The organism is Pseudomonas sp. NBRC 111133 (assembly GCF_001320605.1).
GTDB lineage: Bacteria > Pseudomonadota > Gammaproteobacteria > Pseudomonadales > Pseudomonadaceae > Aquipseudomonas > Aquipseudomonas monteilii.
The window spans coordinates 13,789-27,026 of sequence record NZ_BCBJ01000130.1; the positions used below are offsets into that span (position 1 = coordinate 13,789).

At 55.5% G+C, this 13,238-nt stretch carries 11 protein-coding genes; 2 read left to right on the plus strand and 9 right to left on the minus strand.

Annotated elements, in window-relative coordinates; genetic code table 11:
• Window positions 1-12 precede the first annotated feature (12 nt).
• The 8 genes from APH36_RS27920 to fdhA form a co-directional block, all read right to left on the minus strand.
• On the minus strand, window positions 13-1,485 hold the full coding sequence (locus tag APH36_RS27920) for an aldehyde dehydrogenase family protein (protein WP_060501519.1): 1,473 nt from the start codon (window positions 1,483-1,485) through the stop codon (window positions 13-15).
• The gene (locus tag APH36_RS27925; protein ID WP_023094434.1) at window positions 1,485-2,519 is read right to left on the minus strand and encodes an oxygenase MpaB family protein; all 1,035 of its coding nucleotides are present in this window, start codon (window positions 2,517-2,519) and stop codon (window positions 1,485-1,487) included. The genes APH36_RS27920 and APH36_RS27925 overlap by 1 nt, the downstream gene beginning before the upstream one ends.
• Before the next feature lie 47 nt (window positions 2,520-2,566).
• The gene (locus APH36_RS27930) at window positions 2,567-3,241 is read right to left on the minus strand and encodes an OmpW family protein (RefSeq protein ID WP_019486331.1); all 675 of its coding nucleotides are present in this window, start codon (window positions 3,239-3,241) and stop codon (window positions 2,567-2,569) included.
• Window positions 3,242-3,326: 85 nt separating this feature from the next.
• A complete protein-coding gene (locus APH36_RS27935) occupies window positions 3,327-4,400 on the minus strand; it encodes an aromatic ring-hydroxylating dioxygenase subunit alpha (RefSeq protein ID WP_019486332.1) in 1,074 nt (357 codons plus the stop codon).
• Window positions 4,401-4,436: 36 nt separating this feature from the next.
• Complete coding sequence (locus APH36_RS27940) at window positions 4,437-5,390, minus strand: PDR/VanB family oxidoreductase (protein ID WP_003137458.1); 954 nt, start codon at window positions 5,388-5,390, stop codon at window positions 4,437-4,439.
• A 381-nt stretch (window positions 5,391-5,771) separates the two neighbouring features.
• Entirely contained in the window at window positions 5,772-7,049 is a 1,278-nt protein-coding gene (locus tag APH36_RS27945; RefSeq protein ID WP_023094435.1) for an OprD family porin, read from the minus strand.
• 36 nt (window positions 7,050-7,085) lie between these two features.
• The gene (locus APH36_RS27950) at window positions 7,086-8,417 is read right to left on the minus strand and encodes an MFS transporter (RefSeq protein ID WP_003137460.1); all 1,332 of its coding nucleotides are present in this window, start codon (window positions 8,415-8,417) and stop codon (window positions 7,086-7,088) included.
• A 170-nt stretch (window positions 8,418-8,587) separates the two neighbouring features.
• Complete coding sequence (fdhA, locus tag APH36_RS27955) at window positions 8,588-9,784, minus strand: formaldehyde dehydrogenase, glutathione-independent (RefSeq protein WP_019486334.1); 1,197 nt, start codon at window positions 9,782-9,784, stop codon at window positions 8,588-8,590.
• A 362-nt stretch (window positions 9,785-10,146) separates the two neighbouring features.
• Here fdhA and APH36_RS27960 point away from each other — a divergent pair, with 362 nt between their 5' ends.
• Complete coding sequence (locus tag APH36_RS27960) at window positions 10,147-10,614, plus strand: MarR family winged helix-turn-helix transcriptional regulator (RefSeq protein WP_019486335.1); 468 nt, start codon at window positions 10,147-10,149, stop codon at window positions 10,612-10,614.
• A gap of 455 nt (window positions 10,615-11,069) precedes the next feature.
• The gene (locus APH36_RS27965) at window positions 11,070-11,987 is read left to right on the plus strand and encodes an Abi family protein (protein WP_054903651.1); all 918 of its coding nucleotides are present in this window, start codon (window positions 11,070-11,072) and stop codon (window positions 11,985-11,987) included.
• Window positions 11,988-12,071: 84 nt separating this feature from the next.
• Here the strand turns inward: APH36_RS27965 and APH36_RS27970 are convergent.
• Window positions 12,072-13,238 (minus strand): Y-family DNA polymerase (locus tag APH36_RS27970; RefSeq protein ID WP_060501521.1); only part of this gene is annotated, 1,167 nt, incomplete at its 5' end.

The window sequence follows — 13,238 nt, forward strand, 5'->3', positions numbered from 1 at the left end:
CAGCCTGCGCTGTCAGAACGGGTAAGGGCGTGGCTTCACCTGAATCGATACCCACTGGGTGGTGGTAAATTCTTCAATCGCCCAGTCACCGTTGAAGCGGCCGAGCCCTGAATTCTTTTCCCCGCCGAACGGAATATTTGGAGCGTCGGCGACTGGGATATCGTTCACATGAGCCATTCCAGAGTGAATACGGCGAGCGAATTGCGCGCCACGCTCCAGGTCTTGGCAGAACACGGCGGCCGATAGTCCGTAGCAGGTGTCGTTGGCGAGAGCGAGGGCATGTTCAGCGTCGCGGGCACGCATGATCCCTGCAATCGGCCCGAAGATTTCGTCGTATGCCAATTCCATCGAGGGCTGCACTTCAGTGAACACGTGCGGAGCGAATACCAAACCAGAAGATTCACCGGCATAAGCCAGGTGCGCACCCTCGGCTTTTGCCTGCTCCACTTTCTTTTGCAGGCCTCCAAACTGTTTGCGGTTGATCACCGGTCCTACAGCGGTCTTCGGATCAGCAGGATCACCCAGTGCCAAACCACGCACACGCTGAATGAACAGCTCGACGAAGCGGTCGTACACAGCGTCCTCGACGATGAAGCGGTTTACCGCCATGCAGATTTGACCCTGGTGAAGGAACTTGCCTACAACAGCTGCATGTGAGGCTTGTTCAAGATCGGCATCAGCCAACACAACGAAGGGGTTGTTACCACCAAGCTCAAGGGCGACGTGCTTGAGGTATTTTCCACTGCCCACCTGTTTAGCGATGTTCTGGCCTACCGGTGTAGACCCTGTGAAGGAGATCAAACCCGGGACTTTGTGCTGGACAAACGGATCACCGATTTCAGCTCCAGCGCCGACCACGACACTCAGAACGCTAGGTGGAAGTCCAGCTTCTTCAAAGATGCGGGCCAGTAGCAGACCGCCTGTTACGGGAGTGTCGCTTGCTGGTTTAATAACCACAGCGTTGCCGAGTGCCAATGCGGGCGCTACAGAGCGTTGGGTCAAATGCAGAGGGAAGTTCCAAGGGCTGATGACGCCCACCACTCCAAGCGGTCTGCGGTAGATACGGCTTTCCTTGTCAGGTATGTCCGTCTCTACAATGCGCCCGTGAACGCGGTTGGGGAATGATGCAGCCTCAAGGGTGATGGCTTTCGCCGCCATCCATTCAAACTCCGCCTTGACCACGGTACTGCCTGATTCTTTCACCAGCCAGCTGACCACCTCGTCGTGGCGCTCGTCGAGAATTTGTGCTGCGCGCAGCAGAACGGCGGAGCGTGCAGAAGGCCCCAACGATGCCCAGGCCAGCTGAGCTATTTCAGCAACCAGGTAGGCCTCATCCAGATCAGCCTTGGTGGCCATCGGGATCTCAATGAGGGGGGACTCGGTGAACGGGTTCAGTACGGTCAGCGCACGATCCGAACTACCGGCGCGGCTGACACCACCGATCGGTTGAAGGTGCAACTGGCTGTAATGCTCTGGCTTGCTCATCAGTTAGTCCTCAAGTCGGAATTGTTGGCTTCCCCGTTCGCTTTGCCAGCGTGGAAAGGGCAACCAGATGAATCGGCGGACGGTATGGAGGGTTGGCTAGTCGCTCCAGGGAAAGGACATTTCACCTCGGCTGTAGGCGGATCAATGTGTTGGCCTGGGCGTACCGGTTTCCTGCGCGCCTTTTCTGGAGTTGATAATTTCGGGTCGGGGAAGACACGCTCCTGAAGCGTTAAGCCGAACCACAGGCCCTTTCGCATCACCCACTTCATGATCGGGTTAGGTTTCCCGGACTGCATCAAGCCGTTGATGGTGGGAAGCTGGAACGAGAGATAGAGTTGACGGCCAATCCACCCTAATGGGCCTGGGAAGTAGGCATCCACGAATTGCTTGATGATGGCCTCGGTCAGCACTCGCCCGGATTCAACCTGTTCCCATGGCTGGGCTTCGTAATCCTCGATGTACTGCAGCATGGCCTCGAAGCTTTCCGGATACTCAGTGACTAAACCGTCTTCACTCCAGAATTGCCGGCAGATAGCGGCCCAGTAGCGCTGCGAAGCGATTTGCTGATTTTTGGTAAAACCCGGAAGACCGACGCTCAGGCGCAAGCGGTGCAGGTTGGCCCCGATCCAGGCTGTGGTATAGATCACATCGCGAGCCGGGAATGTACCAGGGGAACGCTTGGCAAGTGCTGCATGCCCGCGATTCACATGCGCCAATGAAGCTTGCATCCTCGGATCATCCGGCCCGTATTCGAACCAGGTCCAAAAATGCTGCAAGGTGTCGTCGGTACGCTTCTGCGGTTTTTTGATGGCTTTTTCTGTCGTTACTCCCATCACGACGCTGCCCGCCGGCGGTTGGGTAAAAGCAGGGATGCCCAGCGTGTAAACCAGGTTCATCACAAAGTCGTTCACATAGTACGTTGTGGACAGCCGCCAGATTTCGGCAAAGTCCTTTTCAGGGTCCAGCCGCTCTATTTCCCTGGCTATCCATTTGTATCCGCGGTTGTCGCTAACCGCTGCGTTGGTGCCTTGCATGATGTCCTCCATGACGCGGAAAAAGCTCCGCGTCTATAGCAGGTGACTTAGAATTTGAAGACCAAGCCCGTCTGGAAGACCAGCGGGTCGAGAGTGACTTCAGCCTTTGCGGGCGCGCCACCGAGGTTGCCCTTCGCATCGGTCTCCAAATACAGCTTCTTCACGTCCAGGAAGACGCCGTAGCCCTCGCCAAACCAGTATTCGGCACCGGCTTGGAAGTACGGACCCCAGGTATCGTCGATTTCCAGATCCTGGACAGCACCGTCCTCAGAGCTGAATATTTTCAGGTAGCTCAGGCCAGCGCCCAGATACGGGCGGAAGGCGCCTTTCTCGTTGAACTGGTACTGCAACGAAATACCGGCGGGCCCGTATTTCGCTTTACCCAACGTCCCTAGTCCGTCAGCTGTGCCCTTACCAGTCAGCTTAGTCTTCGGAGGGTTGCCCAACGTCAACGCGACAGACCAGTTCGGCGCGAAGCGGTAGCCCAACTCACCGATGAGTGCAGCGTTATTCTTCATGTCGGCACCGGCACCTGGAATGGTGTTGCCGAATGCCTTCAATGTGACGTCCTCGTCGAACTGAATGTAGCCAGGGCCGATTCGCAGCCACCAGTTAGATTCATCTGCAGCGTGTGCCATTGAACCGTAGGCAGTTAACACCGAAGCGCAGAGTGTCGCGGCCGTTCTCTTAAACGACAGGCTGTAACGGGACAGATTACTCATGTGTACCTCTTATTTTTATTTAGCACGCAAGGACGTCGGCTCCACGGCAATGCTTAGGGCATGACCGGGGAATACATCAATAAAGCTATTGGAGCTTGAGCTGGTCGATGATTCGTCGAGCGCGGTTCGCTCCAACATCAACATGAATATCGATCATGGGTTTTTCACCGAAGCGACGCATGTTCTGGTACTGCGCTTCAATGACTTCTTTGTCTTCATCGAAGGTCAGGACTGTTTGTTCAATCACTTTGGCCTTGATGAGCTCAGGATCACTCACTGGGTTAGTTGCCATCGTCCAGAAATAATGGCTTGTGGTATCCGTCTCTGGCGTTACTCCGTGGAAGCCACGCATATGGAACCCGCCACGCTCCGGATCATCCATCGAGTCAGTTCCGACATCGACCGCGCCGGTCCAGATTCGGAGATGCGATACATGAAATTCAATTTCCTGCCAACGATCGACATTGCCCTTGAAAGGGAAAGCGGCAGTGTAAGTGGGCGGTGGGACTGAGTCAGGCATGTAGCGTACAACCCGGACCATGTCACCTTCACTTTCAACCTTCATCTCGGCGTTCATGTGAATCCGCGCATTCCCGCCAATAGTTTTCAAGTGCACATAACCCAGATGGCTCAGGTCCATCAGGTTGTCGTGAATGAGCTGATACGGCGCGTCGTAGTGGTAGACGGAACCATCAAAAACATACTTTCCGCTACTGTGGACCTCGTATGCTGGTGGCTCGCAATCAGGCTCGGATGCTGCGTCAGCTCCAAACCAGATCCACACGATCTGATCACGCTCACGCACATGGTAAGCGGGTACTTTTGCCTTACTTGGGATCTTGTCCTGGCCAGGGATCTCAACGCATTTGCCGGCTTGGTTGAACAGCAAACCGTGATACCCACAGCGAACCCCGGCTTCTTCCAACGTCCCGTTAGACAGAGGCAGCGCTCGATGACAGCAGCGGTCTTCCAAGGCAGCGACTTGGCCATCGCCCATGCGGAACAGGACAACAGGCTTGTTGAGCAATGTACGCCCTACAGGTTTGTCCTTGAGCTCCCAGCTCAGCGCAGCGACATACCACTGGTTTAGTGGAAAGGCTGTGGCTTTAGGCGTTGGCGCAACCTCATAGGCGAGTTGTTCAGCAGCAGAAGTGCTCATGGCATCCTCCATCGATCAGGTTTTTATTATCGGAACTCACAAATCGAGAACCAGGCGTGGCGATTTCGAGCGGGAGCAGCAAGGTGTAAATTGGTCGTTAGCGGCATGCTCAGCTGCGGTCATGAACTGATCACGATGATCGGGGGTACCCTTCAGAACTCGTGTGATACAAGAGCCACAGACACCTTGTTCACAAGAACTGGGGATTTCGATGCCACAGTCGTCAAGCACCTCGAACACGGTGCGGTCAGCAGGGATTTGGATCACTTGCCCTGATTTCGCAAGTTCAACTTCGAATGGTTGGTCGCCCTCGTGGCTCACTGGGGCGGCGGCGAAGAACTCCCTGTGAACCTGAGACTCCGGCCAGCGGTGTTCCGCAGCGGTTTCCAAGATGTAATTCATAAAACCACCGGGACCGCACACATAGAGGTGCGAGCCGGGTTGCGGAAGCCCAAGCAAATCATGGGCGCTGATCCGCTGTTCCTCGGCACCACTGTCGTCGTGCAGATAGACACGATCCTTGAAGTCAGAGGCTTTGAGATAATCGACGAACGCCGCCCGATCGGAGGTCCTGTAGCAGTAGTGAAGCTCGAAATTAGCTCCCCGCTCATGCAGCGCATGTGCCATTGCCAGGATCGGCGTGATGCCAATACCACCAGCAAATAGCAAATGCTTGTCGCCGCCATCATCAAGCGGGAAAAGATTTCGCGGTTCACTAATTGAAATAAGCCCACCTACATCGATTTCGCTATGCATCGAAATCGACCCGCCGCGTGAAGCTGGATCTTTCAAAACACCGATGACGTAGCGGTGACGCTCAGCTGGGGAGTTGCACAGTGAGTATTGGCGAACAATGCCATTTGGCATATGGACATCGATATGAGCACCTGCGCTAAACGCAGGAAGCTCTTCAGTGCCGACCGCCCGTAATTCAAAGCTGAGAATATCGGTCGCTTCAACTTTCTTTCGGAAAACCTGAACTTTCAACATGACTTCTCCCTCCACTCAAAAAGTGGCCTACAAATTTTTTACGCGCATGCAACTATGAGTGGATAGGAACTCAGTCGCGTCGAGAGTTTGGAGAGATCATGCTAGGAGGGGACAGGCAGGCATAATTAAGGCGGGTCATGGTGGCACCTTACTCGGTTATTTTTGTATGGAGGTGGTCTGCATCGAGGCGACCATCACTTTGCACTTCGGCTGAGCTTAGAATCACTTGAATTGGTTGCGGTGTCAACCAATTCCAGTGATCATTTTCTTCTCAGCTGAGGCAGTCATATAGCTGTAACCTCTGAGCGGCCTCATCGTAAGAACATAATTTTCCATCAAAATCAGTATGTTAGGCTCATGAAGCTTTGCTGTTGGTTCCGTTCACCAGACCTTCAGGGTGTAGTCGAGGTTGATTCGGGTCTCGTTGTCACTGCGGAACGTGGCGGTTGGTTCGTGATCGTTTCGGTAGAAAGCATGCCGTAATCGAATCGCCAAGCCCGCTGCTGGGCCCGACTGCACAACGTATGCAAGCTCAAGGTCCTTGCTGGATTCCGTGAGATTGCTGCCCCCGAGCTTTGGGAGATCTATATTCGTACCGCGCATGTAGCGCGCCATGGCAGTCAGTCCAGGAATGCCCAACGCCACAAAGTTGAAGTCATAGCGAGCAACCGCCGTGCGCTCTTTCGGGTTGACGAAATCTGAGCTCATCGCACCATCGCTGAGAACAGCAGGTTCGCCACCCGCTATGTACGCCATGGCGGTGTCCCCGGTTTGGTACATATAGCCCATGCCTAGCGAGTGCCCTCCCACTTGGTAGGTAAGCATGAGGCCTGCGTTGAGGTTATCGACATTGCCCGCTTCAGCCCTGCCATTGTCACGGCTATCGAATACCCGGAAATCGCTTTTCAGCTTGCCTGGACCTAGCGGCAGGTAATGAATTGCGCCGGCAAAATCCTGCTCGTAAATGTCCTCAAGTCGAGCATGGTAGTAGCGCAGGGTCAGAGCATCCGACCATTTGTAGTCCCCACCGATGAAATCGAATCGCTCAGAGCTAGCTCCTGGGCGGAATCGACCGTTGGGTGATGCAATTGCGATGGGTTGATTGTCTGTCGAGTCGCGCAGGTTGATTCGAGTCATACGGCCAGCGTGCAGACTCAGTTGACTGATGTCCTGGGAAGTAAGGTATGCCCCCAAGAACGACTGTGGGAGAAGTCGAGCTGGGCTCGCGGTGATGACCGGAAGGCTCGGAAAATGCGTGCCCACAGCCAGTTTTGTCTCCGAGACTTTCGCCTTCAAAGCCACGCCCATCTCTGAATATTCGTCTCGCGCTTCGCGATCTTGTGGGTCGTAGGCGAGCAACTGCGTGCCTGTTCTGTCCGGCGATGAGTCAAGCTTTACGCCGATCATGCCAGTCAGATCCAGGCCAAATCCGACTGGACCCTCCGTGAAACCTGAGTTTGCTCGAAGGATGAAGCCTTGGGCCCACTCGCGAGCAGCTGATTGAGGAGATTCACCCTTGTAATCACGGTCAAGGTAAAAATTCCGAGCAGTCACTGTCACACTTGCTCCGTCAGTTAAATCGGCCATTGCCGGATTCGAGGCAATAGCTCCCGCGATGCCCAAGCTAAAGAGCCATGGGCATTTGATTTGGTCGGACATGTTCGAGCCCTTTTTTGTAGTTTTTGTTGGCGTTGATTAGGTACTTGAAAGAGCAGCTTGGGAGCGCCGCTGGGTTTTCATTAATCCAATGACGATGGCAGCCAGGACGAATGACAAGGCGAAGAACATGTACAGTTCGGAGGGTTGCCACTGTGCATCTATTAACCGCCCGGCCACCAGTGGAGACAGGATTGCGCCACTACGTCCGATCCCTATCCCCCACCCCAACCCTGTCACTCTCTGAGAGGGATCGTAGATAGAGGGAGTCAGTGAGTAGAGACCCGCGACGCAGCCGTTGACGAACACGCCAATCGCAACCACTACAGCAAAGGCAACATGTAGGTTTGCCGTTGACCTTACGAACACAGCCATCAGTAGCGCGTTGATTATCAGATAGCCCATCAACACCCGTGACAACCGAATGCGGGCAGCGAGCAGGCCGACCAGCGAGGTTCCAATGATCCCGCCGACGTTCAGCAGAACGCCACCTGTTATTCCTTGTTGATTGGACAATCCAGCAGCTACCAGCAAGCGGGGGGTCCAGCTCATCACAAAGTAAAACCCGAACATCACTAAGAAGAAGGCTGCCCACACTAGCAAGGTGGAGCGCAGTAGGCTTGGGGAGAAGAGCTCAATGAAAGAGCGTTTCATCGATGGATTGTGGGACCGCTGGAAAGCTGGGAGTTCGTGAAGCGGGGAAATATGAATTCGATCAAGCAAGGTGTTGATATGATCAAGCGCCTTTCTAGGCTGCCTCGAAATCAGAAATGCCAACGACTCCGGCAGCCACAAAGCAAGCACGGGCAGGGTCACGAGAGTTGCAATTCCGCCGTAGAAGAATACTGATCGCCATCCTGTCTCTGGGATGATTTGCGCCGCGAATATGCCACCGACGGTTGCCCCCAAAGCGTAAGCAGTGGTCTGCAAGCTGATAGCCATGCTGCGCCATTTCTTGTTCGCGTACTCGCCTGCGATCACATAGCTGCTGGCGAGGATCCCCCCAATTCCCAGGCCAGTAACCAACCGAAGTGCACCCAGCATTTCAGGTGAAGTTGCCCACGAAGACAGCAACATTCCGAAACCGGCAATCGCCACACAAACGAGGATCAGCGGGCGTCGACCATACCGGTCTGCCCACGGCGCAATGAAAAGGGAACCGACCGCCATACCGACCAGGCCGGCGCTCAAGAGGTAACCCAGCTGGGTCCCCGTTAGCCCCCAATCTGCCGAAACGGACGCTGCAGTGAACGCCATTACCAGAACGTCGAACCCGTCCAACATGTTGATGAGAAAGCAGAGCGAGATCACGCCCCACTGAAAACTGACCATGGGTTTCTCATCCATCAACTTCCCGATGGAATTATCCATGAGAGATTCCCCCGTTAGGCTGAGTCACGAGGAAGGCTGATCTTTGGGCAGCCGAAGGCGCGGGATTTTCCCGGTTTTGTACTAAGAGCATGGCGATTTACCTTCTTGTTTTCTTTATTGGTAGCAACGCAAGAGGTGAGACAGGGCGATTGCCCCGTCTCGGTAGATGTTCAGGCGCTAAACGTCTTGTGCGGATCGATTACAAACTTCTTGGGTACTCCTGCATCGAACTCGCCGTAGCCTTCAGGCGCCTGGTCCAGGCTAATTACCTGAACACCGACCACGTCGGCGATGTTGATGCGATCCCACATGATGGCCTGCATCAACTGGCGGTTGTACTTCATGGTTGGAGTCTGGCCAGTGTGGAAGCTGTGCGACTTCGCCCAGCCCAAACCGAAGCGGATGCTCAGTGCACCGATCTTGGCGGCAGCATCGACCGCGCCTGGGTCTTCAGTCACGTACAACCCTGGGATACCGATGTTGCCGGCAACGCGAGTCACCTGCATCAGCGAGTTCAGCACAGTAGCCGGCGCTTCGTGCTTGGCACCTTCGTGGCCATGTCCACGAGCCTCAAAGCCAACGGCGTCGACCGCGCAGTCCACTTCCGGCTCCCCAAGAATATCGACGATCTGCTCGTGCAGCGGGGTGTCCTTGGACAGGTCGACCACCTCGAAGCCCTGGGCTTTGGCATGGGCCAAGCGGGCCGGGTTAAGGTCGCCGACGATCACGCAGGCAGCCCCCAGCAGGCGGGCCGAGGCAGCGGCAGCAAGGCCGACCGGGCCGGCGCCCGCGACGTAGACGGTGCTGCCTGGGCCTACGCCAGCAGTCACAGCGCCGTGGTAGCCGGTAGGCAGAATGTCGGACAGGCAGGTCAGGTCACGGATCTTTTCCATGGCCTTGTCGCGTTCGGGCAGTTTCAGCAGGTTGAAGTCGGCGTATGGCACCAGCACGTACTCGGCCTGGCCACCGGTCCAGTCGCCCATGTCGACGTAGCCGTAGGCACCACCAGCGCGAGCCGGGTTGACGGTAAGGCACACACCTGTATGCATCTCTTTGCAGGAGCGGCAGCGGCCGCAGGCGACGTTGAACGGTACCGACACCAGGTCGCCGATCTGCATGCGCTCGACGTCGCTCCCTTTCTCGACGATCTCACCGGTAATTTCGTGGCCCAGGACCAGGCCGACCTGGGCAGTGGTGCGGCCCCTGACCATGTGCTGGTCAGAGCCACAGATGTTGGTGGAGACCACCTTGAGAATCACGCCGTGCTCGATCTTCTTGCCGCGTGGGTCCTGCATTTTGGGATAGTCGATTTTTTGAACCTCGACCTTTCCTGCTCCCAAGTACACAACACCTCTGTTTCCGGACATACAACCTCCTCTACATGCGCGCAGAATTGCGCGGCTTAAACGCTCCCTGTCCCTTGATATTCCGCCGACTAGGCCGAGATGAAGGCGCAGCTTGGCCGTCCGCATCGAAGCGGCTTTTTCAAGAGGAAGGGGAATCTAGGCTGCCGAGAGCTTCAAATGATGCGAAGCGTAGGCTGACTATAGGAATCGGAAAGGGCGGCAAATGTGACGTCAATCATGACTTACCCCTGGTAATTTTTTTTGTGAGGTTTCTTTCGCCATGGCATGCTGCCGAAGGCCAAGATTGAGGTTATCCTTACCGCATTTGGTTGCGGTGTCAACTAATCGCCATGAATGAAAACGTTCTCAAGGATTGCGCAGTTATGCCTGAATCGACGCATCTCAATTTGTCGCGTTACGTCCCTGGCCTGCTGACTTTCCTGGCCAATAAGCTGGCGACGGGTGCATCCCACTGTTATCGCAAGCATTTTGGGATTGGCGTGGTGGAGTGGCGCATGCTTTCCATGCTTGCGGTTGAAAATCACATCACAGCTAATCGCATCAGCCAAGTTATCGGGCTGGATAAGAGCGCGGTTAGCCGGTCGTTACAGTCGCTAGAAAAAGCAGGTTACGTCTGTTCTGAGGTCGACACTGAAGATGCACGGCGATACACCGTGAGTCTTACGGAAAGTGGCCAGGAACTCCACAATCGCGTTCTAGTCGTCGCGCTTGAGCGTGAGAGAAGGTTGCTAAGTGACCTCTCGGCGGATGAGGTGGATGTGCTGGTAAATCTGCTTGGTCGTTTGCACGCTAAGGTTAGCTACGTCAATGAATTTGACCCGGAATGCTGAATTATATCTCCAAGTCGCTACGAGCTTACCTGGTGGACAGCCAGTCCCCAGGGTGGGGCTAAGGAGCAACCTGCTGCACCAGGGAAATGTAAACAACCCTTGCCTAAAATCATGTGAAGTTAACGGATTTCTGAATGCGATCACGATCACGATTCCTAACATCCTGACCTAAAATGATTTTTTGTCATTGTTGACAGTTTTTTGTATGTACAACCGTTCATGGATCCCTACCGGTTCAGCTGGAACCTGCAATGAAAGCGACGACCATCCCGGATGGCGGTAACGCGTTGATTTGGCCTCGTTTTGCCTGGCAGATTGATCATATTTGATCAACCAGTAGGACCGTGTTAGCATTGATCCCAAGAATAGCCCCCACGCCTCGGGCGGGACTTGTCCCGTACTGCGCACCAGGGGGTTAGTTATTTCTGGCCCCATGCCCCGCAGGATGCTTTGGCATGCCGCAAGCACCCCTCTATTTCCTCAAGCCTGCGAAGCCACCCAACGCTCTGCTGCGCCACCTAAGACTCAAAGGATTAGGTACCCGCGGACAGCGAGACAAAGCCCTGCACGCCCTTGAGTTCATCGGCTATCACCGCCTGCTGATCTACATGCGGCCGCTGCAGGACCCTCAAAAGCGGTTCTTTGCCACCGTCCAGTTCGACGACATCCTACAGCTTTATGACTTTGATCGCAGGCTACGCCTTGTGTTCTTGGATGCGATTGATCGCATCGAGGTCGCGTTCCGTGCAGCGATCATCAACACCTTGGCCCAAGACAAAACCTGCGGTAGTCATTTCTACATGGACGCCATCCACTTCAAGGATTGCAAAGCTCATCGCGACGTCATGAAACAGGTGCTGGGCCTTCCGGAAAAAAATGCGGCCATCAAGCATTACTACGATAACTACAACACGCCGGCCCTGCCGCCTGTATGGACGGTTCTCGAGGCGATGACCATCGGCCAGCTTTCGCGCCTGTTCAGTGATCTGCACCTGGATCATCGCAAAACTGTAGCGGCCAAATTCGGCTACGACGAGTCTGTGTTGGTGACTTGGCTGAAAAGCCTGACCATCCTGCGAAATGTCTGCGCCCACCATGGCAGGCTGTGGAACGCGTCGATCACCGCAGATGCCCCGAAATATGCCAAGGCTATTGCTGGTGAGTTTCCCAGTCACAATGATCGAGGGCGCATTTTTGCCCGAGCAGTCGTCGTCCAGGCTTTGCTCGTAAAAATCGACCCCACCTCCGACTGGAAGGTACGGTTCAAGCAGTTGATGTCGACCCTGCCTACGGCTGGCTTAGGGAAAGCAGGTCTAACCACGGCCGAGCTTGGCCTGGTTGCAGGTTGGGAGATCCGGCCATTCTGGTCGTGATGTCGCAGCGAGAATCCTCCATCGAGCCCGCCATTGCGCGGGCTTCGCTTTACCCCTCCGCCCTCTCGGAGGATGCTTTGCACTTCAACTGCATTTGACCTGCCACAGTTGCTCCCAGCTGGTCATGTAACTGGGGCTTAGGAGTGCCCGGCGCATCCCCCAGTCCGGCGTCAGCGGAACGGCAGCGGTGCGCAAGCAGTCATGGCCCCAGCGACGGTTAATTTTATCCATGGTGGCCATAAGCGCGTCGGAGCGCTCAGGCTGGCCCGGGCTGAAAAGGTCCAGCGAGAACTCCCCTCGCTTGCGCAAATCCATCAGCAAGACTTCGGCCTTGCTGTACGCGAAGCCTGGCCGGTAGATCTGCTCGACCGCCTGCAGTGCGCATTTGGTCAGCTGGCGTACATCATCGGTGGGGTAGGGCGGTATGCACGTAGCTGTGTTCGCATACTTCGGCCCATCGCCGTGAAACGAAGTCTGAATGCCTATCCGCATAGCACCGCACAGAGAGCGCTGCTTGCGCAGTTTCTCCGCAGCACGGTGAATGTACGTAGCCAACGCCTCCTGCAGGCCTTTCAGCGTGTGTACGCGCTGTCCAAACATTTTGCTGGAGCAAATCGATTGCTTGGGCGCAACCGATTGCTCCAGGTCCATACAGGATTCGCCTTGCAGCTCACGTATCGTACGCTCGAGCACGACGCTGTATTTACGGCCCATTGCCCGTGCGTCTGCTTGCGACAGCTCCCAGGCCGTACTGATCCCGTCGCGTGCCAGGTTATCGCGCATGCGACTGCCGACACCCCAAACCTCATCGACAGGCATACGCCGGAGCAGCCATTCGACCGCCTCTGGTTTGCGCAGATCCACCACGCCTCCAGTCTTCTCTCGCCACACCTTTGAGGCGTGCTGAGCGGCTTTGGCCAAGGTTTTGGTATGCCCAATGCCGACACCCACTGGCAGCGCAGTCCATTGCAGGACACGGGCTTGAATGGCCCGGCCTACATCACCGATCGGCTCGGGTAGGCCATCAAGACTGCAGAACAACTCATCGATTGAGTACCGCTCCCATTGCGGCACCAGTGAGGCGATGGCCAGGCCAACGCGGTGACTCAATTCGCCATACAGGGTGTAATTGCTACTGAAAACTGCGACGCCGTTCTGTTCGAGGAAGCCGCGCACCTTGAAGTACGGATCACCCATCTTCAAGCCCAGGGCTTTAGCCTCGTTCGTACGAGCCACGATGCAGCCATCATT